This is a genomic window from Janthinobacterium aestuarii, assembly GCF_051380835.1.
In the GTDB taxonomy this organism is placed as follows: domain Bacteria; phylum Pseudomonadota; class Gammaproteobacteria; order Burkholderiales; family Burkholderiaceae_D; genus Janthinobacterium; species Janthinobacterium aestuarii.
This window is the reverse complement of record NZ_JBNYXU010000003.1, coordinates 309,214-333,046: the sequence shown is the minus strand read 5'-3', so window position 1 is coordinate 333,046 and position 23,833 is coordinate 309,214. Positions and strand designations below refer to the sequence as shown.

Genomic DNA, 23,833 nt, shown 5'->3' with positions numbered 1-23,833 from the left:
CCTTCCCTGCCGCTCCCGTGCCATGGCGTCAGCTTTTGGCTTTTCTCTGCTCGGGGATGAAGTGTTCGCGCACGGCCTTGGCCAGCAGCTCCGGTGGCAGCAAGCCCTGCCCCAGCAGGAAGTTGTTGAACGCCAGGCGGTCGAATTTCTCGCCCAGCGCCAGCTCCGTTTCCGCGCGCAGCTGCAGGATGCGCGTATAGCCATAGAAATAGCTGCCCGCCTGGCCCGGCATGTTGAAGGTATAGCGGTCCAGCTCCTGGCCCGCCATCGGTTTCGACAGCATCACTTCATCCGTCAGGATGCGCCCCGCTTCCTCGCGCGTGACCTGCCCCAGGTTCAGCATCGGGTCGAGCATGGCGCGCGCCGCGCGCAGCATGCGGAACTGCAGCGCGATGAACTGGCCCTCGGCCGGCTCGTACGGAATCATCTCCGCTTCCGCGTACAGCGCCCAGCCTTCCACGTTGACGCTGTTGAACGCGTACAGGCTGCGCGCCTGCGACACACCCCGCTCCACCATGGCGCTGAACTGCAGCTCGTGGCCGGGGCGGCCTTCGTGCGCGCTCAGGGTCCAGGCGGCGCCCGCGAAATTGAAGTCGTCATACGCCTCGCCCTTGCCGCTGGCGGCCGGATTGCTGACGGGGAGGACGAACTGGCCGTGTTCTCCCGTATTGCCGATCAGCGGAGGCGGACGCATATGCGGCGCCGGCTGGGCCGCCGATTCGGCGGCGGACGCCAGGCGCATGGTCATGGCGCGCGCAGGAATATCGACCACGCGCTGCCGGGCGATGCGCTGTTCCAGCTGCGTATTGACGCCCTTGTAGTGCGCTTCGAGCTGCTCATTGGGGATGGAGTCGGCCTTCAGCGCGCGCAGCACCTGGCGGTAGTCCGCGCCGTCGACGCCCTTCAGCGCCAGCTTGGCCGCCACCACGGGCGCCAGCGCCTGCATGGCTGCGCGCGTTTCCAGGTAAGCCACCTGCGCCCGTTCGACCAGCGCGCGCGGCTCGATGTCGATACCCACCTGTTTCAGGCGAAACGCATACAGCTCGGGCGCAATGCGGAAATCCGTGCGCGACAGGGGCAGCACCACTTGCTTTTCCCACGCCGCATACTCGTTCAACTGCTGCTCCATGGCCGCCAGCGCAGCTTCGGCGCCAGTGATTTTCATGTCGGCGAACAGCTTGCGGATGCCGGCGATATACGTCGGCACGTTTTCCAGCGACTGCTCCACCTGCAGGCGCACGGGTCCCGCCAGGCCAGGCTGGCCGATTTTTTCCGTGAAGCGCGCCTTGGCCTGCGCCGTGATCGGCGTGCTGCCCGGGAACTGGCCCACGTAGCGTTGCAGGCGTTCGAGCGCCTTGGCGCGGCGCGCGGCCGGACGCTGCTCCTGCAGCAGGCTTTGCATGCTGCCAAAGACCATTTGCGGCACATCGACCCACGGCAGGGTGTATTTGGCTTCCAGCTGCGTGCCCATGATCTCCTGGTCGACGGCGCCGATCAGGATTTCCAGGTCCTGGCGTATGCGCTCGTCGCGTTCCAGTTCCAGCTTTTGCTGCAATTGCGCGCGCGCCTTCTGCATGGCCGCCACATGGCGCTCGGTGATGTTCGGCCCCAGGTCGGCGGCCAGGCCGTCGTACTGGGCCAGGCCCGTGTCGGAGGCGTCTTCGGGCGAAAACTGCGCCTGCGCCGCCAGCACGATGGCCGCGTTGCGGTTGCTCGCTTCAACCCAGGCCGATGAAGCGCCGACAGTTGCAGGGACGGCGGCCATGGCGGGCATGGTAAACGCGATGGAGAGTGCGGCTACCAGCACGGTCTTGCACAATTGCGGAGTGACGGACATCGGGGGATTCCTTCCTGAGGTGAACGATGAGCGAAGCGGCGAGTATCGGCCAGCCTCGCATGCCTGTCAATTCAGCCCGGTCAGCGCGGGCAGGTTCCACGGCGTGACGATCTGGATCGCGGACAAGGGCAACGCGTGTGCCAGGGCAGGCAGCGCGCCCTGCGCCCGCAGTATCTCTTGGCAGGCGCGGCGCATGTCCTGGCCCAGGTCATGGTGCAGCACGGCCTGGATGGCGCCCGACTTGAGCAGCGCCACGTTGTCCGCATCGAGGTCGTGGCCGATGAAAACCTGGCACGGCCGGCCCGCCTGCGCGAATGCCTGCACGACGGCGGCATTGCCGCCGCCGATCGAATATACGGCGGCGATGCCTGGATGCGTAGCCAGTGCTTCACGCACCAGCGCCCCCGTGGCGCCGTCAATGCCGTGGCCTTCGCTCACTTCGACGATGCATAAATGGCGGTGCCGTTCGCGCAGCGCGCGGCGAAAGCCGATCTCGCGCTCTTCCTCGCCATGAAAACGATTGCTGCTCAGGGTGACCAGCACTTGCTGCTTCCTGGGCCGCTGGCCCGCGCCCAGCCACTGGCCGATCAGACACGCGGCCGTCTCGCCCGCCGCGCGGTTATCCATGCCCACGTAGCTGCGGCGCGCGGACGCTGGCAAGTCCGTCACCAGGGTCACCACGGGAATGCCGGCCGCCGCCAGCCGGCTCACCGCCTCGACCACCGGCGGCAAGTCCGGCGCCTTCAGCAGCACGCCGTGGCTGCCGTTCTTGCGGATGCGCTCCAGCTGGTCGACGATGCCGTCCACTTCCAGGGTTTCATGCAGGTGAAAGCGCGAGCGCAGCACGGCCGGGTGCAGCGACGGCAGTTCCGCTTCCAGTGCGGCGCGCACGGCGTCCGTAAAGCGGCGCGGCGCCACCATCAGCACGTCGAGCATGAACTTCCTGCCGGCCAGGCCCACCTGCGTGCTTTGCCGCGCCAGTTCATCGAGCGCCTGCATCACGCGGCGCACGGTATTGGCGTGCACGCCCCCGCGCAGCTTGATCACGCGGTCGACGGTCGCCACGCTGACGCCGGCCTGCAGCGCCACGACCTTGACGGGAAACGGATGCGTCATGCCATGCCCATTCCATTGATGGTTTTTTGATGGATTTCCTGATGAAAAATGCGGATTTTCATCCCTATACTGATTCTACAACTTAAACAATGGAGACACAGCATGATCACCCAAGACGCCGCGCCGCCCGCCCCATTCTGGCTGTCGCAGCAAGATTGCCGGCTAGATGAGTTCATCCGCACCGTCAGCCAATGCACGGCGCTGGCCGACTATCCCCACGCCGCTGCGGTGGAAGACAATATTCTCGTCTATGACTGCGACCAGGTGCGTGCGCTGGCCACCAGTACCGCGTCGCTGCGCGCGCTGCAGGCCGAATGGGGCAAGGCGCTGATGGATGGCCCCGGCGTCATCGTGCTCCGGCACGTCGTCGACGACACGGCGACCCTGGAACAGGTGAGCAGCGTCTTTCGCGCGCTGATCGCCGAACAGCATGCGAGCGGCCAGGCGGGCGGCGACCATTTCGCCAGACCGGGCGCGAATGACCGCATCTGGAACGCCCAGCAAAAACTGTGTCTGCGCGCGCCCGAAGCGTTCGCGCGCTACTACGCCAATCCCGTGTTTGCGTGGATAGCCGAGGCGTGGCTGGGATCCGCCTACCAGATGACGGCGCAAGTGAACGTCGTCAACCCGGGCGGCGCGGCCCAGGCGCCGCACCGCGACTATCACCTGGGATTCCAGAGCGCCGCCGCCTGCACCGCCTACCCGGCGCCCGTGCACCAGATGTCCGCCCTTTTGACCTTGCAGGGCGCCGTCGCCCATTGCGACATGCCGGTCGAATCCGGTCCCACCCTGTACCTGCCGTATTCGCAGCGCTACCTGGCGGGTTTCCTCGCCTGGCAGCAGGCACCCTTCCGCGATTATTTCGCGCAGCATTGCGTGCAACTGCCGCTGTCACAAGGCGACGCCGTCTTCTTCAACCCCGCCCTGTTCCATGCGGCGGGCCATAACCGTTCGTCCGATATCCGCCGCATGGCGAATCTGCTGCAAGTGTCGTCGCCGTTCGGGCGCGCGATGGAAGCGCTGGACCGCCGCGCCATGAGCGCAGCGCTGTATCCGGCGCTGCTGACCTTGCGCGCGCAGGGCGCCCTGCCCGCCGACGGCATTGCTCACGCGATTGCCGCCTGCGCCGAAGGCTATGCCTTCCCCAGCAACCTCGATCGGGACCAGCCCATAGCCGGCATGGCGCCGCCCACGCAGCAGCAGCTCATGCACGAAGCGCTGGCGCAAGACTGGCCCGCCGCCCGCTTCCTCGACGCGCTGGACAGCCAGGCCTGGCGCCAGCAAGCCTGAATCCCATACCGCGACATCCTCGGAGACTCCCTATGCAAGACATCAACATCGGCCTGATCGGCGCCGGCTACATGGGCAAGGCCCACACCATCGCCTACAAGGCCGTGCGCAGCATTTTTCACACGGCCTTGAACCCCGTATGCGAATGCATCAGCACCGGCAGTGCGGAAGGCGCCGCCCGCAGCGCGCAGGAACTGGGCTGGAACCGCTCCACGGGCGACTGGCGCGCGCTGGTCAATGATCGCGCCATCGACGCCATCATCGTCGCCACGCCGCCGGCCACGCACAAGGACATCGTGCTGGCCGCGCTGGCCCTGGGCAAACCCGTGTTTTGCGAAAAGCCGCTGGGCATGACGGCCGCCGAATCCTTGCAGCTGGCGCAGGCGGCGGAAGCGGCGGACGTGGCCAACATGGTCGGCTACAACTACATCCGCACGCCGGCCAGCCAGCTGGCGCGGCAGATCATCGAATCGGGCGAAATCGGCGAGATCATCCACGTCGCCGCCGAACACGTGGAAGACTATTTGCACGACCCGCGCGCGCCTGCCTCGTGGCGCACGCGCGAAGCGACGGCAACGCGTGCCGGCGCGCTGGCCGACGTGGGCTCGCACCTGCTCAACCTGGCCCTGCGCCTGGGCGGCCCCGTCGACTCGCTGGTGGCCGACATGCATACCGTGCACGCGCAGCGGCAAGGGCCCACTGGCATGGAAGCGGTGGAGAATGACGACCAGGGAAATGCGATGCTGCGTTTTGCCAGCGGCGCGCTGGGCGCCCTGACCTTCAGCCGCGTGGCGGCCGGACGCAAGATGGGTTACACCTACCGCATCACGGGGACGAAAGGCGCGCTCGCCTTCGACCAGGAAAACCAGAACGAATTATGGCTGTACGACGCCGGCCGCCCCGCGCAGCGCCAGGGTTTCCAGCGCCTGCTGATGGGCCCCGCCCACCCCGACTACCTGGCGTTCAGCCAGGGCGCCGGGCACGGCACCGGTTACAACGAGCAGATCGTCATCGAAGCGCGCGACTTTTTGCAGGCCATCGCCGGCGGCCAGCCGGTCTGGCCCACTTTCCGCGACGGCTACGAGGTGGACCGGCTGATAGCCGCCGCGCTGCGCTCCGCTCAGGAGCGCACCTGGATTACCGTACGTTGAACGGCATTTAGTAGGCCAGTCCGTAACCGAACTTGTACAGCGGATGGGCCGTGTCATACGGCACGTCCGATTTCTGCACTTGCACTTCGGCCATCGACGATGGCAGCTCGAACGGCAGCTTGCCTTGCGGCTTGGCCTTGCCCGTCAGGACATCGAACAGCGCGCCGTCGCTGACACCGAAGTTGGCGAGTATGGCGCTGGCCTTGTCCTGCACGTTGCCGAGGATGGCCGGGCGGTCCAGGTACACGGTGACCACCGTCTTCGGCGCGTATTTGGCCGCGTTCTTGATCGCCTCGTAGTCGGCGTCGCCGTCGACATAGTTCAGGCGCCCTTCATGCTGCATGCTGCCGAAGATGTAGTTCGGGTGCAGGATTTCATACGGCGCGGCCACGCGCAGCAGGGCCACGTCCGCTTCCTGCGGCGTGGCGACCACCGTGTAGCCATATTGCTTGGCCACGGCCGCATCGATGCCGTACAGGTAGACCTTCTTGACGGTGGCCGCCAGCGGCAAGACTTTGTCCTTGTTTTCCAGCAGGACCAGCGAGCGGCGCTGCGCGTCCAGGCCTGCCTCGATGAAGTCCGCCTTGCCCACCGTCGTGGCCGCATTGGCCGCATCGACGAACGGATGCTCGAACAGGCCCTGCTTGAATTTCTGGATCAGGATGCGCCGCGCCGACGCGTTGATGCGCTCCTCCGTCAACTGGCCACGCTGCACGGCTTGCGTCAGGTACGGCGCTTCCGTCACGCCGCCAAACTGGTCCATCCCCGCCGTCACGGCCTTCACGTAGCGCTCGGCCTTAGTGGCGTCTTCCATGCCCCACGGCGTGCCAAAGCCCATGAAGGAAGGCGCGACGCCAGGCGCCGTGCCGTTGCGGCAGTTGGCGTCGCAGTCGGAGGTGATGCCCCAGTCGGACAGGATCACGCCTTCGAAGCCGTACTTGCCGCGCAGCAGATCCGTCAGCATGGTCTTGCTGAAGCCGGCCGCCACCTGTTCCAGGGTGATGCCGTCGATCGTGATATTGCCGTCCGGCAGAGCGTAGGTGGGCATGACGGAAGCCGCCTTGGCCGTGAAGGCGCCTTCGAACGGTTTCACGTGGTAGGCGAAGTTGTTGCCCGGGTAAGTCATGTAACGGCCATAGTAATTGTGGCCGTCGTAGCCCTCTTTCGTGGCGCCGTAGCCGACCCAGTGCTTGACGACGGCCACCACGCTGCCGTCATGCAGGCCCGTGTTCCCGTCCTGGAAGCCCTCGATATAGTGCTGCACCATGCGCTTGGCCAGGTCCGCGTCTTCGCCAAAGGTGCCGTTGATGCGCGACCAGCGCGGCTCGGTGGCCAGGTCGGCCTGCGGCGACAGGGCCTGCGTGATGCCGACGGCCAGGTATTCCTGGCGCGCGATGTCGCCGAAGCGGCGCACCAGCGCATCGTCGCCGATGGCGGCCAGGCCCAGGGTTTCAGGCCATTGCGAGAAACCCTTGGTGCCGGCGCTGGCGCCCACCGTGTACTGGAAATGGTGGCGCGGGTCCGTGCTGATGGACACCGGGATGCCGTGGCGCGACGTTTCGCTCAAGGCTTGCACCTTGTTGTACTGGGTCGCCATATTGGCCGTGTCGCCCGCCATGCGGGTGATGAAGGTGTTGACGTACTGCTTGACGATCAGGTCCTGCAGGGCCGTCAAATCGTACGCGCCGCCCTGGCCGATGCCGGTGGGGTCGGCCACGGTGGGCGCCGTGCCGTGCATCATCAGGCCCGCTTTTTCATCGAGGCTCATGCGCGACAGCAGATCGTCGGCGCGCACCTCGGCCGGCAGGCGCCAGTCTTCGTATCGATCGATCTTGCCGTTGCGGTTCATATCCTTGAAGGCATAGCCGTCGACCTGGATCTGGCTGTAGGTGGTGGCGCCGAACACGGGCTGCTTGTATTCCACGCTGCCGTTATTGCCGCAGGCGGCCAGGGCAAGCGTGGCGACGCAGCCGGCGACCATACGGGCCATCGGTTTCAAAGTGCAATTCATCATTATCTCCAAGACTGTTTTTGTAGGTATCAAGGCGCGGCAGCAAGGCCGGCCGAAAACAATATAGCGTGAGAATGCGTGAGTTTCTTGACCGCGCAGCACGCGTTTTATACCTGCGAGAACAATTTTTGGTTAGATGACACAACAACCAACAATCTCTTACAAAGTGCTAATATTTGTGAAAAATTACTACAACAAGCACAATAAGCAGGAGACAGCCTTGCACAAACCCGACACGCGCACGGTTTCGAACCGGATCGCGCAGCAATGCGCGCGCGCCATGCAGGCCGATGGCCACGACCCCGCCGAGTTTTTTCAGCGCACGGGCATCACGCCGGCGCAGCTGGACGAGCCGGGCGGCCGCATCAACGCCGAGCGGCACCGCCGCATGACGGCCTACGCCCAGCAACTGCCGCAGCACCGCGGCTTGCTCGACCTCGACGTGACACACTGGTTCGCGCATTACTCGGGCATCGCCCACGTCTGCTTCAACCGCCCCACCCTGCGCAGCGCGCTGCACGAGCTGCTGCACTTGCGGGGCCTGATCGGCGAATTCGATTTCATGCTGATGAGCGAAAATGGTACGCGCATCGAGATCGAATACCTGTCCGAATTCTGCCCGTCGGGCGGCGCCATGCAGGCGCTGGCTAATTTCCGCATGCTGTCTCTGGTGGCGCGCGCCTACGACGATGGCGCACCCACCGCCTTCCGTGCCGGCTTCCAGGGCAAGGCGCCATGGTTCGCACCAGCCATTTCCGAGTGCTTCGGCGCCCCCGTCACCTTTGGCCAGGCGCGCAATACCTTGACATTTGACGCACCGGCGCTGGACCGGCCCTTCGCCCAGTTCAACGCCATGCTGGCGCCCCACGCGCTGCGGCACGCGCAGGGGCAATTGCAGCAGTTGCAGGGAGCGCAGTTGTTTTCGGCCCGCGTGGAGCAAGCCATCATCGATTTGCTGGGCCGGCAAGGCGCGGGCGATGCCGATAGCGCCTCGCTGCTGCCGGCCCTGTGCGATGGCCTGGCGATGAACCGCTGGACCCTGCAGCGCCAGCTGCAGCAGGAGCAGACCTCGTTCCGTGCACTGGAACTGCGCGCCAAGAGCCGCGAATCGCGCCGTTTGCTGCGCGAAACAAGCCTGAGCGTGGCGGAAATCGGCGACCGCCTGGGCTTTTCCTCGCAAAGCGCGTTCACCCGCTTCTTCAAGAACCAGTTCGAACTGCCGCCGGCGCGCTACCGGCAGGATGCCGCCGGAGCCTAGAGAAAGAGACAAGAAACAAGCAATAAGCAAGCCGCCAAACCACGAAACGGCCCAAGTCAAGGAGACAGGCCCCCCCTGGGCCAAGCGAGCCTGAAAAATGTCGAGGGCAAGGCGCAGCGACGCAGACAGTACGCAAGTACGGCAAGGAAGCTGCAACGCCGCCATCGGCATTTTCTCAGGCCCGCGTCTCCGGCCCGCCGTTTTCAATCTCCGCCACCGTTGCCTGCCCCCGTATCCGGAACCAGATCGCATACATGGCGGGCAAGAACACCAGGGTCAGCACCGTGCCGGCAAACGTGCCGCCGATCAGGGTATAGGCCAAGGTACCCCAGAAGACCGAATGGGTCAGCGGAATAAACGCCAGGATGGCCGCCAGCGCCGTGAGGATCACGGGACGCGCGCGCTGCACGGTCGCTTCGACCACGGCGTCGAACGGCGCCAGGCCGGCCGCCTCGTTCTGGTGGATCTGGCCGATCAGTATCAGGGTATTGCGCATCAAAATGCCCGACAGCGCGATCAGGCCGACCAGCGCATTGATGCCGAACGGCTGCTGGAACAGCAGCAAGGTGGGCACCACGCCGATCAGGCCCAATGGGCTGGTCAGGAATACCATCACCATCGCCGAGATCGAACGCACCTGCAGGATAATCATCAGCAAGGTCAATGCCAGCATGATGGGGAACAGCGGCAGCATCGCTTGCGTGGCCTTGGCCGATTCCTCGATGGAGCCGGCCTGCTCGATGCGGTAGCCGGCCGGCAGCTTGTCGATGACCGTTTGCAGCTGCGCCGTGATGGCGCCCGAGACGTCGGGCGGCTGCATGCCGTCGGCGATGTCGCCGCGTACGGTAATCGTCGGCTGGCGGTCGCGTCGGCGCATCACCGGTTCTTCCGAGCGCACCTCGACGCTGCCCACCTGCGACAGCGCGATGCGTTCGCCATTCGCGCCGGCCAGGGTCAGGTCGGCGATGCGCGCCGGGTCGAGCCGCACGTCGCCGGCCGCGCGCGCCACCACCTGCACCGTGCGGATATCCTCGCGCACGGCCGTGACGGGCACGCCGCTGAGCAAAAACTGCAGCTGCTGCGCCACCGCGGCCGACGTCAGGCCCATCGCCTGCAAGCGGTCCTGCTGCAGGCTGAAATGCAGGGTCGGCGTGCGCGTGCCCCAGTCCGTGTTCACGGTACGCATCAAGGGGCTGGCCTGCATCACCTGCCGCACCTGGCCGGCGATGCCGCGCAACACCTCGGGATCGGGCCCGCTGACCCGGTAGGCGACGGGGAACGGCGAATACGGGCCGAACACCAGTTGCGTGACGCGCACCCTGGCCTCGGGCGCCAGCCCCGCGGCGACGGCCACGCGCAAGCGCTGCTTCAACGCGTCGCGCGCCTGCTGGCTGTCGGTGCGCACGACGATCTTGGCAAACGAGGGATCGGGCAATTCCGGTCCCATCGCCAGGTAAAAGCGCGGCGCGCCCTGGCCCACATAGGCCGTGACGATCTTCGCCTCGCTCTGGCGCGCCAGCCATGCTTCCACCTTGGCCGCCGCGCCGCTGGTCTGCCCGATCGCGCTGCCGTAGGGCAGCTGCACTTCGATCAGCACTTCAGGGCGGTCCGAAATCGGAAAAAACTGCTTCTTGACGATGGCCATGCCCAGCACGGCCAGCACGAACAGGCCGATCACGGTGCAGAACACCAGCCATTTGCGGGCGATCACGCGCCCCAGCAGCCGGCGAAAACGGTGGTAGCGCGGCGTGTCGTACAGCGCATCATGGCCGCCGGCGACGTGTTTGAGTTCAGGCAGCAGCTTTACGCCCAGGTAGGGAGTGAACACCACCGCCACCACCCACGAGGCGATCAGGGCGATGCCGACGATCCAGAACATATTGCTCGTGTATTCGCCGGCGCTCGAACGCGCAAAGCCGTTCGGCATGAAGCCCACGGCCGTCACCAGGGTGCCGGCCAGCATGGGCGCGGCCGTGTGGCTCCAGGCATAGGCGGAGGCGGCGATGCGGCTGTAGCCCTCTTCCATTTTCACCACCATCATTTCGATGGCGATGATCGCGTCATCCACCAGCAGGCCCAGGCCCAGGATCAATGAACCCAAGGTGATGCGGTCGAAGTTCTTGCCAGTGGCCGCCATCACGATGAACACCACGGCCAACGTCAATGGCACAGCGGCGGCCACTACGATGCCGACCCGCCAGCCCATGCTGATAAAGCACACCAGCATCACCACCAGCAATGCGGCGAGGAACTTGAGCATGAATTCGTCGACGGCCGCGCCGATATTGACTGCCTGGTCGGTGACCTTGGCCAGGCTCATCCCCAGCGGCATGGCGGCGCCGATGGCCGTCACTTCCCCGTCCAGTGCCTTGCCCAGGTCCAGCCCGTTCCAGCCGTCGCGCATGACCACGCCCAAGAGCAGCGCGGGCTCGCCGCCATTGCGCACCATGAAACTGGCCGGGTCTTCCTGACCACGGCGCACGGTGGCGATATCGGACAGCGTCAAGGTGCGCCCCTGCGCCGCCACAGGCGTATCGCGGATCTTTTGCAGCGCGTCGAGCGCGCCGTCGAGGCGGATGAATACTTGCGGCCCGCGCGTCTCGACCGAACCGGCCGGGCTCAAGGCATTCTGGCCGTTCAGCGCGGCGAACACGTCCTGCGCCCGCACGCCCAGGGTGGCCAGGCGCTCCTGCGAAAACTCCACGTAGATGCGTTCGGCCTGCTCGCCGATGATATTGACCTTTTTCACGCCAGGCACGTGCAGCAGCCGCTGGCGCAGGGTTTCCGCCTCGCGCACCAGCAGGCGCTGCGGCTCGCCCTTGGCCTTCAACGCATACAGGGCAAAGGTGACGTCGGCGTATTCGTCATTGATCATGGGACCGATCACGCCGGCCGGCAAATTGGCCGCCTCGTCGCCCGCCTTCTTGCGCGCCTGGTAAAACTCGGCCTGTACCTGGTCGGGCGGCGTGCCGTCGAGCAGGGTCAGTGTGGTGAAAGCCAGGCCGGGCGTGGTATAGGTCTCGGCCCGTTCGTACCAGCGCAGCTCCTGCAGGCGCTTTTCGATCTTCTCGGCCACCTGGTCCTGCATTTCGCGCGCGCTGGCGCCGGGCCAGGCGGTGACGATGGTCATCACCTTGACCGTGAACGCCGGGTCTTCCGCGCGCCCCAGCTTGAAGAACGACAGCAGACCAGCCAGCGAAATGAGGCAGATCAGGAACAGGGTGACGGAACGTTCGCGCACGGCCAGCGCGGACAGGTTGAAGCGGGCCGCGCTCATGGATGCGCTCCCGCGGCGGCGGTCGCTGGCGCCTGTTCGACCCTGACCTGCTCTCCCTGGTGCAGCAGATGGGCACCCAGCGCGACGATGCGTTCGCCCGCCTTCAGGCCATTCACATCGGCGCCGTCATCGTGCAGACCTTGCACCTTCACGGGCCGCCAGCTCACTTGGGCCGGCGCACCGGCAATCACCCACACGCCCTGCCCCTTGCCCGCATCATGCAGGGCCGCCAGCGGCACTTGCACGGTGCCGCCGGCCGCTTGCGCGCCGGGCAGGCGCAAGGTGACGGTGGCGCCCAAAGGCGCGCTTGACAGCGCTGCATCGAGCACATAGCGCGCCTCGAAGGTGCGCGTTTGCCGGTCCGCCGTCTGCGACAACTGGCGCAAGGTGGCCGGCACGCTGGCGCCCGGCCTGCCGAACAGAGTGGCCTGGCCCGTGGAGCCGAGCGCTGGGCGCAGGGTTTCCGGCAGCTGGATCGCCGCTTCGCGCCGGCCGTCATGGGCCAGCCGCACCACCACCTGCCCGGGCGCGACCACCTGGCCCGGTTCGGCCAGGGTGTCCATCACGACGCCGTCGGCGTCGGCCAGCAGCACCGCGTACTGCAGCGCATTGCGCGCCACGCCGGCCTGGGCTTCGGACGCCTTGAGCTGGGCGCCGGCCGCGTCAGCCGCCGCCTTCACCTGGTCGTAGTTGGATGCCGAGATGACGCCCGTGCCGCGCAAGTCGCGGTAGCGCGCCTCTTCGTCCGCCGCCTGGCGCGCGCGGGCGCGGTCGGCGATGACGGTTTCGTGGCGCGCCTGCGCCAGCAGTTGCAAGTCGTCGGCGTCGAGGCGCATCAATGGCTGGCCACGGCGCACGGCCTGGCCGGCGTCGACCAGCCGTTCGCGCACCTTGCCGGCCACGCGAAAACCGAGATCGCTCTGCACGCGCGGCGCGACCACGCCCGTGAAGCTGCGCGTGTCCGTTTCGGCGCCCTGCACCGTGACGGCGCGCACCAGCGGCGTGGCGGTGCGCGGATCGGCCTGCGCCTTGTCGGCGCAGGCGCTCAACACCAGGGGTAAAGTTGAAATGACAACAGATGAAGCGAGGCGGCGCCAGCGCATAGGAATTCCATGAATGAGTGATCAGAGCGCTCATTCTGGTACTAGTGACCAATTAAGTCAATCGTCACTTATCATTGAAGCACTTACGGCGACAAACTGCGCAACACCAGACTGGACAGCTGCACCACGGCCGTTTCGCTGCTGTCGACGCCGTGTTGCAGCAGCAAGGGATTGACGTAGGGGCGCATCACCAGATAGATCGCGCTGGCCGTTTCGTCGAGCGGCGTCTTGCGTTCGAAGTCGCCTGTCTTGCGCCCCTGCTGCAAGATATCCTGCAGCAAGGCGCCCATCGCCAGCTCGTAGGCCTGCACGGCTGGCCAGCGTTCGGTGGCGGCCGAGGCGGCGATGTCGTACAGCTTGCGGTCCTGGAAAAACAGCCGCAAGCTAGCCTCGACGCTGGCCTTGAACATGCGCCGCAGCTGCTCTGGCGGCCGCCCGGCCGCCTCAACGGCCACCTTCACCTCGGTCTCGATCTGGTGCAGGCAGTTGCCGCAGATATGCTCGCCGATGGCTTGCTTCGATTCGAAGAACTTGTAGATATAGGCCTTGGAAAAGCCGATCGCCCTGGCCAGGTCGGAGACGGTCGTCTTTTCATAGCCGTAGCGGCTGAAGTAATCGGTGGCGGCGGCAACGATCTGGTCGCGCACGTCGTGGCCGGCGGGGCCGCGTGCTGGGCTTGGAGTGTCGGGTGTGGTGGAATTCATGGCGACAGCTTAACGCGCCGCGCCGGAATGCACAATAAGTGACCAAACTGTATTATAGTCACACATTATTCTCTTTTTGAACTGGAAGACCACCATGCCACTGCCACGCCTGCGCCTCCCCTTTTTGCTGATCGCCGCCGGCCTGGCCGCCACCGGCTGCACCGTCGGCAACGATTACCACCGGCCCGAGCTGCCGCAAGCGGCTCAGTATCTGCACCAGGCTGCGCTCGGCGCGCGCCAGGACGCTGACTCTGCCGAACTGCGGCAGTGGTGGACGGCCTTCGGCGACCCGCGCCTGACCCGCCTGGTGACGGTGGCGCTGGCGCAAAACCTCGACCTGGCGCAAGCGCAGGCCAGGGTCAGCCAGGCGCGCGCGGCCATCGGTGCGGCCGACGCCGCGCTGCTGCCGTCGGCCAGCCTTGGCGGCCAGGCGGCGCGCGCCTACCAGTCCGTGCAAACGCCGCTGGGTCAGGTCTTGAACGCCACGCCAGGCTATGACCGCGCCGGCAGCGCGCGCGAATTGAATTTGCAGGCGTCGTGGGAACTCGACCTGTTTGGCGGCCTGCGCCGCGAACGCGAAGCGGCGCGCGCCGATTACGCAGCCAGCGAAGCGGGATGGGCCGCGACGCGGCTGGCCGTGGCCGCGCAAACGGCCGACCTGTACCTGACGATCCAGGGGCTGCAGGCACGGCTCGAGCTGGCGCGCCGGCAGGTCGGCACGGACGCGGCGCTGCTGGAACTGGCCACGCTGTTGTATGGCAAGGGATTGGCGAACGAGCCGGCGCTGCGGCAGGCCGAAGCGTCGCTGGCGCAGGCGCGCGCCGTCGTACCCGGCCTGGATACGGCGCGCGAGGTGGCGCTGCATGCGCTCGACGTGATGCTGGGCGCGGCGCCCGGCACCTACGGCGATGACATGGCCGCCGCCGGCGCGATGGCGCGCGCGCCGCGCATCACGGCCGGCGGCTCGCCGAGCGAACTGCTGCGGCGCAGGCCCGACCTGATCGCCGCCGAACGGCGCCTGGCCGCCGCCAGCGCGCGCACCGGCGCGGCCGTCGCCGAGTACTACCCGAAACTGAGCCTGGGTGCCCTGCTGGGCAGCGCCACGGCCGGCGGCACCCTGTTCGGCAGCGGCTCCGGCCAGGCCGCCGGCATGCTGGGCCTGCGCTGGCGTCTGTTCGATTTCGGCCGCATCGACGCGCAGATCGAAGCTTCCCGCGGCCGGGAAGCCGAGCTGCTGGCGGCCTACCGGCTCGCCGCGCTGCACGCCGCCGAAGACGTGGAAAACGCCGGCTCGGCCCTGCTGCGCCACGAAGAGCAAGCTACTTTACTGGAGCAAAGCGTGGAATCGCTAGAGCGCGCCCGCGCCGCCTCGCTGGCCGCCTACGAGAAAGGCGTGGTCAGCCGCCTTGACGTGCTGCAGGCCGACTCCCGGCTGCTGCACGCAGCGGACGCGCGCGCGCAGGCGCAAACGGCATCGGCGCGCGCCGCCGTCGCCACCTACCGGGCGCTGGGCGGCGGCTGGCAGGCGCCGCAGGCGGGGACGGAGGCCGTGGCAGCCAGGTAAATGCCGATGGCAGCCCTGCCCTCATTGTTTCACCGCTGCTTGGCGCGAGCGGTGGAACAGCATTGCCAATTGAGTAATTTTTCCCCATACTGCCTGGCCTTGCCCTTGCATCCCACTATCAACCATGACCATCAGCCTGCGTCCCGTCACAGCCGACAATTTCGACATCATCAGCGAACTGCCCCTGCTGCCCCAGCAGCGCGACTATCTGGCCAGCAATGACTATTCCATCGCGCAGGCCAGCTTTTACCCCGCCACCATGCATACGCGCGCCGTGTATTGCGCCGAGGAGGTGATCGGTTTCCTCATGTTCGTCTCGCCCGATGCCGAAGATCCGCCCGGCCACTACCAGATCTGGCGCTTCATGGTCGACCACCGGCGCCAGGGGCAAGGCCATGGGAGGGCCGCGCTCGCCCTGGCGCTGGCGGAAATCCGCGCCCGACCGGATGCGCGCAGCATGGAGATTTGCTACAAGCCCGGCAATGCCAACGCTAAAAAATTCTATGCCAGCATGGGCTTCGTGGAAAAAGGCATGGATGCCGATGGCAACGACATGCTGGCCGTGATTCAGCTGGCCTGACTGTCTGGCGCCGCGTTCGCATCGGCCCTGGCATCGAACGCCAGCCGCGCCGCATCGACGGCGTCGCGGTGGCCATGGGCCCAGGCGCCCAGCGCGCTGATGGGAATCAGCAGCGAACGTCCCAGGTCCGTCAGCGCGTAGTCGACGCGTGGCGGCACGGTGGGAAACACGGTGCGCGTCACGAGGCCGTCGCGCTCGAGCCCGCGCAGGGTCAACGTCAGCATGCGCTGCGAAATGCCGCCGATCAGGCGGCGCATCTCGTTGAAGCGCTTGGTGCCATTGCCCAGCAAGATCACCACCATCACGCTCCATTTGTCGCCCACGCGCGTGAGGATGTCCGTGATGGGACGGCAGGAAGCGGCCACGCCCGCATGGCCACCTTCGTCGCGCATGCGCCGTTCCAGCTCAGCCCCTTGCGCGGCGGCGTCGCCAATAGTCACATCCGTGTGCCCCAGTGTGGAAAAAGTGCCTTCTTGTGCGTTCATTTGATAGTCACTATATTTACCTCGGTTACAAAAACATACCACCCGATCATACCACCCAAGAAGGCCCCATATGAACATCCTGCACATCGATTCCAGCGTCCTCGGCGAGCATTCCATCAGCCGCCAATTGTCCACCGCCATCGTGGCCCGCCTGCAAGCGGCCGCGCCGGGCGCCACCGTCCAGTACCGCGACCTGGCCGCGCAACCGTTGCCGCAATTTACGGCCGCCCCCAGCGACGCCGACGGCGTGGCGCTGGCCGGCGCGCTGGAGCAGGTGCTGGCCGCCGACGTCATCGTCATCGGCGCGCCCATGTACAACTTCGCCATCCCCAGCCAGCTCAAATCGTGGCTCGACGCGCTGGCCGTGCCCGGCAAAACTTTCCAGTATGGCGCCAATGGTCCCGAAGGTTTGCTGGGCAGCAAGCGCGTAATCATCGCCTCGACGCGCGGCGGCTACTACGGCGCCGACACGCCGATGGCCAGCCTGGAACACCAGGAAAGCCATCTGCGCAGCTTCCTCGGCTTCCTCGGCGTCATACAGATCGAGATCGTGCGCGCCGAAGGCGTGAAAGTGAGCGAAGAAGCCAGGGCGCAAGCCTTGAGCGCCGCGTTTGAGCAGATCGGGGCGCTGCAGGCGGCCTAATGAGTGCCAACTGCGCCGCACGCCGTTGCGGCGCAGCCCATGGTGGCCGGCCGGCAAGGAAGCGCCAGATGCGCTAAGCTGCGGAACCCCAACCACAAGGACCACCATGACCCTGATCATCGTCGCCACCATCGATGCCCAAGCCCAACATATCGACGCCGTGCGCGCCGCCCTAGAAGCCGTCGTAGCACCGAGCCGTGCGGAAAGCACCTGCCTGCGCTACGAACTGCACCTCGACAACAAGATTCCCACGCGCTTCATCATGCTGGAAGAATGGACCGACAAGGCAGGCCACACGGCGCATGAAGCGACGCCGCACTTCAAGACGCTGGTCGCCGCCGTGGGCGACAAGGTCGTCAAGATCGACATCGCGGAATTGAGCAAGCTGAAGTAAGGCCGGCGCGCCGCGCTAGCGCGTGGCCGTATTAGAAAGTTGCCATCTATAATATGGCAACTTTTCTTTATGGCCATCATGACTCCATTTTCCAAAATACAAGGCGCCCTTGCGGCCGCCGCCTTGACACTCTGCATCAGCGCCTCGGCGCAAGCTCCCCTTCCCCTGGCCAAGCTGGTGGGCGAATACAATCTTGCCTCGTCGGCGACCGTGCCGGCCAGCACCTGGGGCTATTCCAAGGGACGCATTTTGGTCAAGCAACTCGATGAGCGGCATCTGCTGATCGCCCTGTCCTGCGAGTGGAAACGCGAACCGAAAGCCGTCTGCGGCGATTATTTCTATGCCCAGCAGCGCGACGAAGGCCTGTATCTGCAGGACATGAATACCTTCGCCATGCGCCTGTATTTCGATCCCGCCTCGCGCAAGCTCACCATCATTTCGCGCGGCGCCGACGCGAAACAGAGCGTGCGGCACGACGTGTTCGCCGCCACCACCGCGCCGCTCACGGACCCCGCCCTCGTGCGGCGCATGAAACGCGAGCTGTCGAATGCCGACAGCAAGGAAAACCGGCGCGTGTTCGGCCCTTACACCAAGTGGGACTACCAGGAAAACCGCATCGAATTCCAGCGCCAGGACGTGACGGTGCCGTGATGGCGCGCCCGGTCGGGCTTGAGGCACGATACGGTCTGGCACGCAGTGAGCCTGGGGGGGGCGACAATGGGCCTACCGTTTTTCAATTCCGATCATTTTGGGCGGCGATGGATCTTTTCTGCGCTCGCATACCAATACGCGCAATGCGACAGAGAGCGACACGCCATTTGTGTGCAAGTATTTTGCCGCCACAGCGGTGCCAAGCATTTCCTGGAAAATAATCGCCACATCTATTTTTTGTGCTGTCAATGCATCGATCCGCCTGGGATGATCAAGCTCCACTTGCACGAGGCCACCGATGTAATTTTTATTTACCATATGAATTCATGTCGAGTATGGGACAAGCACCGTATCCTCCCGCTGCGGACTACCGCAATGCGGCAGGCGGCATTCATTGATCCTTTTCCAGTATCTTGCGTATCTCTGCCCTTACTCTGTGGATACGGCTTCGCACTGTTCCCATCGGGCATCCCATCCTTACTGCAATCTCGTCATAGCGCATACCTTCATCCTCACGCAACAATAATGCCTTTTTCAAGGGAGGCGGAAAATTGGCGATTAATCGAATAATTTCCATTCCCGTTTCCATTGCACGGCATATCTCTTCCGGACTATCTTCATCAACCAAGTCCAATGCATCAACGACATTATCTGCGCCACTAATCAAATCAACCGAACTTAATTCAACTTCCGCGTCACCACAATAATCAGACCTTATACTGCGCATGGCCATTGAATATAACTTCGGATAAAACATCGAATACCCACATCCGCTTTTAAACCATAGAAAAATATTGAGGAATATAAGCTGAACCATGTCATCAATATCTTCCTCGCGATGAATGGATTGACTTACCAAATTTCTTATGCGGATACGATATCTGACATACAGCGCATGAAATGCCGATGCAGTATTCACATAATTAATTTCTACTGAGAAATCTTTATTTCCATCGGACATGCGTCACTCACTGTAGCCAAGGTTGATCTCATATCCTAGCAGCAAGAATATATCCTCAAGTTATCACCAAAAGGAACATTGATTTATATCAATACAAGCAATACACGATATTTAATATTATAAAAAAATAAATACATATTCCATCAAGAAATAATTGACCAGGAAATGTTTTTTATGCACGCAAAAATAACAGTGTTCCGCTAAATTTTAATTTATTGAAGTAATAAATATTTCCATATAGTAATTTTTGAAAAAATAGCTTATTGACGTGTTTACCTTCGTGCGCAAGGGTAAATTTTTATGTAGTAATATTGAAAAAAATATTCAAAGCATTTTGGGTGAGCATTCCTGATGACAAAAAAAAACAAGCACTTCATACGTCATCGAGTTTACGCAGCGAACGACGCGGGTATTACGGTCGCTCGATGTGGAGTCCGGACGAATGAAGATTGATATCAAAGACACGGCGATGCCGTTCGACACGCGGATAGTCGATGCCTGGGTCAGCATCGAAGACGGCATCCTGTGGCTGGAGCATGAAACGGGAGATGAGTATACGGTGAGAATCAGGCTTGCCACAGTGCTGCGCTGGTCACGTCAACCCAAATGGTAGCCAGGCTGCCGGCGCGACGCGGCACTTTTTCCAACCTTCTCCGCTACAGTTTCTTCATGCCACCCTGCTGAAAGCGGGGTCGGGCGCAATACCCTCCGAGCACGTCGCAGGCCATATTGCCTGGCGTTACAGGGAATCGATCCTGGCCAGCATCGTGGCCGCCTGCTGCCGGAAAGCCGCAATTGTCGCCTCGTCCATTTTCTCCAGCTGGCGGTACGCCATGCCGATGCGGGGATTGCGTTCCAGTGTGTCCGCGTTGCGATGGAAAAAATCCCAGTACAGGGCATTGAAGGGACAGGCGCGCTCGCCGATGCGCGCCTTTTTATCGTAATGGCAGCCTTTGCAATAATCGCCCATGCGGTCGATATACGCGGCGCTGGAGACATACGGCTTGGTGGCCAGCAGCCCGCCATCGGCGAACTGGCTCATGCCGACGGTGTTGGGCAATTCCACCCACTCGAAGGCATCGATGTAGATGCCCAGGTACCAGCCATGCACCTTGGCCGGATCGAGGCCGGCCAGCAGCGAGAAATTGCCGATCACCATCAGGCGCTGGATGTGATGCGCATGCGCCTGTTCCAGTGACTGGGTAATGGCCTGCGACAGGCAATGCATCTTCGTCTTGCCATCCCAGAACCATGCCGGCAGCGGGCGCGTATGGCCAAAGAAATTCTTCTCGGCATAGCCGGGCATATGGGCCCAGTAAACGCCGCGCACATATTCGCGCCAACCCAGTATCTGGCGTATAAAACCCTCGACCGCAGCCAAGGGGGCATGGCCGGCGTGATAAGCCGCTTGCGCCCTGGCGACGACTTCGCGCGGATTGAGCATTTTCACGTTCAGCGCGAACGACAGCAGGGAATGAAACAGGCGCCACGCCTTGACGCTCATCGCATCCTGGAAATCGCCAAAGTGCGGCAGGGCCCGCTCGATGAAGGCATCGAGCTGCTGCAGCGCCTCATCCCGGTTCAGCGCCCACGCCAGCCGGTCGGCATGCGGCGCGCCAAAGCTCTTCACTCCGGCGTCGACGATGCTACGCCATAGTGAAGAATGGTCGTGTACGGTGCGTGTATCCTGCGGCTCTGCGGGCGTGCCGCGCCAGGGCTTGCGGTTATCGTGGTCAAAGTTCCACTGGCCGCCGACAGGCTTTTTCGCGTCTTCCATCAATACCTGGTGCGCGCTGCGCATCTGGCGGTAGAAAAACTCCATCAGCCATTGCTTGCGTCCGGCGAAAATATCGGCTGCCTCGTGGCGGGCCGTATAGAAATGATCGCTGTCGACCATCAGCCAGGGAATGCTCGAGCGTCGCCCGGCCTGGTACAACTGCTGGTCGAGGCGCCATTCGTCGGGCGCCTGGTATTCGAAGGCGCCGGCGTCATAATGGCGTATCAGCGCTTCGATATTCTCCGGTATCGACCGCGTGCTTTCCACCTCGTCGATGGCGATGTAATGCACGGTGTGGCCGATCTGGCGCAGCTGGCGCGCCAGATCACGCATGGCAGCGAAGATCGCCAGGATTTTCTGCGCATGATGCAGCACATAATCCGTTTCTTGCCGCACTTCCATCAAGACATAGATGGTGGCGTCATCGACTTCGGTGAACCAGCGATGCTGTGCATTGAGCTGGTCACCGAGTATCAGGCGCAATGTGGGCTTCGGTGAAGTCATGGTTATTCTTTTCAATGGTTGAATTCGCCATGGATACGGCGCTTATCCTTGCGGTGTCGGCACCGGCTGCGGTACGGGAACGGGAGCAGGCTCCTGTACCGCCTTGCCATGCGACTCCTGCCCGCCATCGCCTTCGGCCGGCATGGCCAGCGGCGCCGGCGGCACACCTTCCTGCAGCAAGTCACCCGGCTCTTCCACCGGTTCGTCCTCTGGTTCCTCGACCGGTTCCACGTGGCGCAGCGGCGGTGGTGGCTTGCCGCCGGGAAAGATGGCGTCGCGCGACAGCTTGCCCGTGTCGAGCGCCGTCTTGAAGAAGTCGCCCACCACCAGCACGGCGTTGTGGCCGCCCTGGCCCCAGTAGTTGCTGCGCATGGTGACGCGCGCGTCGTTGAATCCGACCCAGGCGCCGCCCACCAGTTCCGGATGCATCAGGATAAACCAGCCGTCCGCATTGTTTTGCGTGGTGCCGCTCTTGCCGGCCACGTCGGAGCGGATGCCGAAGCGGCTGCGGATGGCCGTGCCCGTGCCGCGGTCGATCACGCCGCGCATCATGTCCGTCAGGGTGGCGGCCGATTCGGCCTGCATGGCGCGCTTGGGCTTGTCTTCGCCGAAACGGGCGATGACCTTGCCTTCGCGGTCCGTGATGTGCGTGACGACAAACGGCAGGCGCGCCTCGCCCTGGGCGGCGATGCTGGCGTAGGCGTTGACCATTTCCAGCAAGGTGACGGGACTGGTGCCCAGCGCCAGCGACGGCACTTTTTCCAGTTTGCTGTCGCGGATGCCCAGCGCGCGCGCCAGTTTGATGATCGGCGGCAAGCCGACGTCCTGCATCACTTGCGCCGTGATCGTGTTTTTCGAATACACGAGGCCGTCGCGCATGGTCATGTCGCGCCCCGTCGTGCCGCTCATATCCGTCGGGCGCCATTTCGTGCCGTCGGCCGCCTTGATATCCATCACGGCGTCGCGGTAGACGTGCTCAGGACTGAGACCCTTTTCCAGCGCCGCGCCATACACGACGGGTTTGAAGGTGGAACCGGGCTGGCGTGCCGCCTGCGATACGTGGTCGAACTGTTCGCGCGCAAAGTCGCGGCTGCCCACCCAGGCGCGCACGGCGCCCGTGGCCGGGTCCATGGCCGTAAAGCCCGCTTCCAGGCGCGTCTTCGACTTGCGCAGTGCGGTCATGAAGGCGCGGTCGCCCTTCAATTGCGCCAGCGCTGCCTCGGGCGTGCCGCCGGCGGCCGTCAGCTTGCGGTAGTCGCCCGACTCGCGCACGAAAGCGTCGAGCAGGACCGGATGCGATTTCCAGAAATAATCGAACGGCACGCTGCCGCCCTGCATGCCAGCGTACATGCCGGTCGAGGTAGACGACGGCACGCCGGCGCGGCTCCATTCCACGTCGGCAATCGCCTGCAAGGCATTCGCCTGGCGTTCGACCGCGCGCTCGGCCGCCTGCTGCAAATCGTAATCGAGCGTGGTGTGCACCACCAGGGCATCGAGTTCCAGGTTATAGTCATTTTCGTCGGCCCACTCGATCAGCCACTTGCGCACATAGGCCGTGAAATGGCTGTCCGACTGCGCCCGCTCGCTCTGGCGCTCGAAATGCAGGCGCAGCGGACGTTTTATCAATTGCCGGTAGCGCGCTTCGTCGATGACGTCGTGCTTGCGCATCTGCCCCAGCACCACATTGCGGCGCTGCAGGGAGCGTTCCGGATTGCCGACGGGATTGTAGTAATTCGTGCCCTTGAGCATGCCGACCAGGGTGGCGCTTTCCAGGATATCGAGGCGCGACGCCGGCTTGTCGAAGTAGGTGCGGGCCGCCATTTCGATGCCGTAGGTGTTGTACAGGAAAGGCACCGTGTTCAGGTAGGCTTCCAGGATTTCCGTCTTGCTGTAGGTGGCCTCGATCTTGAGGGCCGTGATCAGTTCCTTCAGCTTGCGGTTCAGGTTACGCGAGCGGCCGATTTCCTCGGGGAACATATTGCGCGCCAGCTGCTGCGTGATGGTGGAGCCTCCCTGGGGGTTGCCTCCCGCAGTATGCAAGATGGCGCCCGCCGTGCGCGTGAAATCGACGCCGTGGTGGTCGTAGAAACGGTGGTCTTCCGTCGAGATCAGCGCGCTGATCACGTTCGGCGAAATCTGTTTTAACGTGACCCGTTCCTGCAAGCCCTGGTCGAAGCGGGCCAGTTCCTTGCCGTCGGCGCTGACCATGGTGCTCGGTGCGGCCGCGCGCGCCTGGCGCAAGTCGTGGATGCTTGGCGTCAGGGGGATCAGCAGCAGCATGTAGAAGGTCAGCAGCGCCAGCACGGCCAGGAATGACCACAAGCCCAGCACCAGTGCGCGCCGCACGGGCGGCAACGTCATCAAGTGCGCGTGGCCACGCCGATACAAGGCCACCGCCCTCACCCACGCCGCTCCCGCCACGCGCAATGCCTGCGCGCGCGCCCATATCCATGCCTGCCGTGGTTTTTCCTGAAACTGCTCCATGCCTGATGCCATGCTTGTAACCTTGTCTGATGCCGGAAAATCC

General features: G+C 64.0%; 20 protein-coding genes. 9 read left to right on the top strand and 11 right to left on the bottom strand.

Going from position 1 to position 23,833, the window contains the following annotated elements; genetic code table 11:
• Nucleotides 1–28 precede the first annotated feature (28 nt).
• Nucleotides 29–1,837, bottom strand: a complete 1,809-nt coding sequence (locus tag ACQ4WO_RS11085; protein ID WP_436481460.1) for a DUF885 domain-containing protein — start codon at nt 1,835–1,837, stop codon at nt 29–31.
• Nucleotides 1,838–1,903: 66 nt separating this feature from the next.
• Nucleotides 1,904–2,953 carry a LacI family DNA-binding transcriptional regulator gene (locus tag ACQ4WO_RS11080; RefSeq protein ID WP_436481459.1) on the bottom strand — a complete coding sequence of 350 codons (1,050 nt, stop codon included), beginning with the start codon at nt 2,951–2,953 and terminating at the stop codon, nt 1,904–1,906.
• Between the two features lie 102 nt (nt 2,954–3,055).
• On the opposite strand from ACQ4WO_RS11080, the gene ACQ4WO_RS11075 reads away from it, so the two are divergent.
• Both ACQ4WO_RS11075 and ACQ4WO_RS11070 read left to right on the top strand, forming a co-directional pair.
• Nucleotides 3,056–4,243: a phytanoyl-CoA dioxygenase family protein gene (locus tag ACQ4WO_RS11075; RefSeq protein ID WP_436481458.1), complete on the top strand. Its 1,188-nt coding sequence runs from the start codon at nt 3,056–3,058 to the stop codon at nt 4,241–4,243.
• 32 nt (nt 4,244–4,275) lie between these two features.
• Nucleotides 4,276–5,394, top strand: coding sequence for a Gfo/Idh/MocA family protein (locus ACQ4WO_RS11070; RefSeq protein ID WP_436481457.1), 1,119 nt, complete (start codon nt 4,276–4,278; stop codon nt 5,392–5,394).
• Between the two features lie 7 nt (nt 5,395–5,401).
• Here ACQ4WO_RS11070 and ACQ4WO_RS11065 read toward each other — a convergent pair whose 3' ends face one another.
• Complete coding sequence (locus ACQ4WO_RS11065; RefSeq protein ID WP_436481455.1) at nt 5,402–7,408, bottom strand: glycoside hydrolase family 3 protein; 2,007 nt, start codon at nt 7,406–7,408, stop codon at nt 5,402–5,404.
• A 217-nt stretch (nt 7,409–7,625) separates the two neighbouring features.
• Between ACQ4WO_RS11065 and ACQ4WO_RS11060 the strand changes: the two genes are divergently transcribed.
• Entirely contained in the window at nt 7,626–8,663 is a 1,038-nt protein-coding gene (locus ACQ4WO_RS11060) for a helix-turn-helix transcriptional regulator (protein ID WP_436481454.1), read from the top strand.
• A 175-nt stretch (nt 8,664–8,838) separates the two neighbouring features.
• Here ACQ4WO_RS11060 and ACQ4WO_RS11055 read toward each other — a convergent pair whose 3' ends face one another.
• The 3 genes from ACQ4WO_RS11055 to ACQ4WO_RS11045 form a co-directional block, all read right to left on the bottom strand.
• A complete protein-coding gene (locus ACQ4WO_RS11055) occupies nt 8,839–11,940 on the bottom strand; it encodes an efflux RND transporter permease subunit (RefSeq protein WP_436481453.1) in 3,102 nt (1,033 codons plus the stop codon).
• Nucleotides 11,937–13,043, bottom strand: a complete 1,107-nt coding sequence (locus ACQ4WO_RS11050; RefSeq protein ID WP_436481452.1) for an efflux RND transporter periplasmic adaptor subunit — start codon at nt 13,041–13,043, stop codon at nt 11,937–11,939. Before ACQ4WO_RS11050 ends, ACQ4WO_RS11055 begins: the two co-directional genes overlap by 4 nt.
• Nucleotides 13,044–13,126: 83 nt before the next feature.
• Nucleotides 13,127–13,747 carry a TetR/AcrR family transcriptional regulator gene (locus ACQ4WO_RS11045; RefSeq protein ID WP_436481451.1) on the bottom strand — a complete coding sequence of 207 codons (621 nt, stop codon included), beginning with the start codon at nt 13,745–13,747 and terminating at the stop codon, nt 13,127–13,129.
• A gap of 94 nt (nt 13,748–13,841) precedes the next feature.
• Between ACQ4WO_RS11045 and ACQ4WO_RS11040 the strand changes: the two genes are divergently transcribed.
• Nucleotides 13,842–15,311, top strand: a complete 1,470-nt coding sequence (locus tag ACQ4WO_RS11040; RefSeq protein WP_436481449.1) for an efflux transporter outer membrane subunit — start codon at nt 13,842–13,844, stop codon at nt 15,309–15,311.
• 124 nt (nt 15,312–15,435) lie between these two features.
• The gene (locus tag ACQ4WO_RS11035; RefSeq protein WP_436481448.1) at nt 15,436–15,891 is read left to right on the top strand and encodes a GNAT family N-acetyltransferase; all 456 of its coding nucleotides are present in this window, start codon (nt 15,436–15,438) and stop codon (nt 15,889–15,891) included.
• Here ACQ4WO_RS11035 and ACQ4WO_RS11030 read toward each other — a convergent pair.
• Nucleotides 15,879–16,376: a winged helix-turn-helix transcriptional regulator gene (locus ACQ4WO_RS11030; protein WP_436481447.1), complete on the bottom strand. Its 498-nt coding sequence runs from the start codon at nt 16,374–16,376 to the stop codon at nt 15,879–15,881. The genes ACQ4WO_RS11035 and ACQ4WO_RS11030 overlap by 13 nt on opposite strands.
• A gap of 70 nt (nt 16,377–16,446) precedes the next feature.
• Between ACQ4WO_RS11030 and ACQ4WO_RS11025 the strand changes: the two genes are divergently transcribed.
• The 3 genes from ACQ4WO_RS11025 to ACQ4WO_RS11015 all read left to right on the top strand — a co-directional run bounded on the left by ACQ4WO_RS11025 (nt 16,447) and on the right by ACQ4WO_RS11015 (nt 18,064).
• Nucleotides 16,447–17,019 carry an FMN-dependent NADH-azoreductase gene (locus tag ACQ4WO_RS11025; RefSeq protein WP_436481446.1) on the top strand — a complete coding sequence of 191 codons (573 nt, stop codon included), beginning with the start codon at nt 16,447–16,449 and terminating at the stop codon, nt 17,017–17,019.
• 106 nt (nt 17,020–17,125) lie between these two features.
• Nucleotides 17,126–17,413: a putative quinol monooxygenase gene (locus ACQ4WO_RS11020; RefSeq protein ID WP_436481445.1), complete on the top strand. Its 288-nt coding sequence runs from the start codon at nt 17,126–17,128 to the stop codon at nt 17,411–17,413.
• A gap of 78 nt (nt 17,414–17,491) precedes the next feature.
• A complete protein-coding gene (locus tag ACQ4WO_RS11015) occupies nt 17,492–18,064 on the top strand; it encodes a hypothetical protein (protein WP_436481444.1) in 573 nt (190 codons plus the stop codon).
• A 72-nt stretch (nt 18,065–18,136) separates the two neighbouring features.
• On the opposite strand, the gene ACQ4WO_RS11010 is transcribed toward ACQ4WO_RS11015, so the two are convergent.
• Together ACQ4WO_RS11010 and ACQ4WO_RS11005 are read right to left on the bottom strand one after the other, a co-directional pair.
• A complete protein-coding gene (locus ACQ4WO_RS11010) occupies nt 18,137–18,382 on the bottom strand; it encodes a hypothetical protein (RefSeq protein ID WP_436481443.1) in 246 nt (81 codons plus the stop codon).
• Nucleotides 18,383–18,455: 73 nt separating this feature from the next.
• A complete protein-coding gene (locus ACQ4WO_RS11005; protein ID WP_436481442.1) occupies nt 18,456–19,025 on the bottom strand; it encodes a sigma-70 family RNA polymerase sigma factor in 570 nt (189 codons plus the stop codon).
• Between the two features lie 442 nt (nt 19,026–19,467).
• Here ACQ4WO_RS11005 and ACQ4WO_RS11000 point away from each other — a divergent pair, with 442 nt between their 5' ends.
• The gene (locus ACQ4WO_RS11000) at nt 19,468–19,638 is read left to right on the top strand and encodes a hypothetical protein (RefSeq protein ID WP_175444525.1); all 171 of its coding nucleotides are present in this window, start codon (nt 19,468–19,470) and stop codon (nt 19,636–19,638) included.
• Nucleotides 19,639–19,764: 126 nt separating this feature from the next.
• Here ACQ4WO_RS11000 and ACQ4WO_RS10995 read toward each other — a convergent pair whose 3' ends face one another.
• A complete protein-coding gene (locus tag ACQ4WO_RS10995; RefSeq protein WP_436481441.1) occupies nt 19,765–21,306 on the bottom strand; it encodes a cryptochrome/photolyase family protein in 1,542 nt (513 codons plus the stop codon).
• 42 nt (nt 21,307–21,348) lie between these two features.
• A complete protein-coding gene (locus tag ACQ4WO_RS10990; RefSeq protein ID WP_436481440.1) occupies nt 21,349–23,802 on the bottom strand; it encodes a penicillin-binding protein 1A in 2,454 nt (817 codons plus the stop codon).
• Nucleotides 23,803–23,833 lie beyond the last annotated feature (31 nt).

Coding starts and splice junctions, on each gene's coding strand:
- ACQ4WO_RS11085 (WP_436481460.1), bottom strand. CDS start 1,837: ATGTCCGTCACTCCGCAATTGTGCAAGACCGTGCTGGTAGCCGCACTC.
- ACQ4WO_RS11080 (WP_436481459.1), bottom strand. CDS start 2,953: ATGACGCATCCGTTTCCCGTCAAGGTCGTGGCGCTGCAGGCCGGCGTC.
- ACQ4WO_RS11075 (WP_436481458.1), top strand. CDS start 3,056: ATGATCACCCAAGACGCCGCGCCGCCCGCCCCATTCTGGCTGTCGCAG.
- ACQ4WO_RS11070 (WP_436481457.1), top strand. CDS start 4,276: ATGCAAGACATCAACATCGGCCTGATCGGCGCCGGCTACATGGGCAAG.
- ACQ4WO_RS11065 (WP_436481455.1), bottom strand. CDS start 7,408: ATGATGAATTGCACTTTGAAACCGATGGCCCGTATGGTCGCCGGCTGC.
- ACQ4WO_RS11055 (WP_436481453.1), bottom strand. CDS start 11,940: ATGAGCGCGGCCCGCTTCAACCTGTCCGCGCTGGCCGTGCGCGAACGT.
- ACQ4WO_RS11050 (WP_436481452.1), bottom strand. CDS start 13,043: ATGCGCTGGCGCCGCCTCGCTTCATCTGTTGTCATTTCAACTTTACCC.
- ACQ4WO_RS11045 (WP_436481451.1), bottom strand. CDS start 13,747: ATGAATTCCACCACACCCGACACTCCAAGCCCAGCACGCGGCCCCGCC.
- ACQ4WO_RS11040 (WP_436481449.1), top strand. CDS start 13,842: ATGCCACTGCCACGCCTGCGCCTCCCCTTTTTGCTGATCGCCGCCGGC.
- ACQ4WO_RS11035 (WP_436481448.1), top strand. CDS start 15,436: ATGACCATCAGCCTGCGTCCCGTCACAGCCGACAATTTCGACATCATC.
- ACQ4WO_RS11030 (WP_436481447.1), bottom strand. CDS start 16,376: ATGAACGCACAAGAAGGCACTTTTTCCACACTGGGGCACACGGATGTG.
- ACQ4WO_RS11025 (WP_436481446.1), top strand. CDS start 16,447: ATGAACATCCTGCACATCGATTCCAGCGTCCTCGGCGAGCATTCCATC.
- ACQ4WO_RS11020 (WP_436481445.1), top strand. CDS start 17,126: ATGACCCTGATCATCGTCGCCACCATCGATGCCCAAGCCCAACATATC.
- ACQ4WO_RS11015 (WP_436481444.1), top strand. CDS start 17,492: ATGACTCCATTTTCCAAAATACAAGGCGCCCTTGCGGCCGCCGCCTTG.
- ACQ4WO_RS11010 (WP_436481443.1), bottom strand. CDS start 18,382: ATGGTAAATAAAAATTACATCGGTGGCCTCGTGCAAGTGGAGCTTGAT.
- ACQ4WO_RS11005 (WP_436481442.1), bottom strand. CDS start 19,025: ATGTCCGATGGAAATAAAGATTTCTCAGTAGAAATTAATTATGTGAAT.
- ACQ4WO_RS11000 (WP_175444525.1), top strand. CDS start 19,468: ATGAAGATTGATATCAAAGACACGGCGATGCCGTTCGACACGCGGATA.
- ACQ4WO_RS10995 (WP_436481441.1), bottom strand. CDS start 21,306: ATGACTTCACCGAAGCCCACATTGCGCCTGATACTCGGTGACCAGCTC.
- ACQ4WO_RS10990 (WP_436481440.1), bottom strand. CDS start 23,802: ATGGCATCAGGCATGGAGCAGTTTCAGGAAAAACCACGGCAGGCATGG.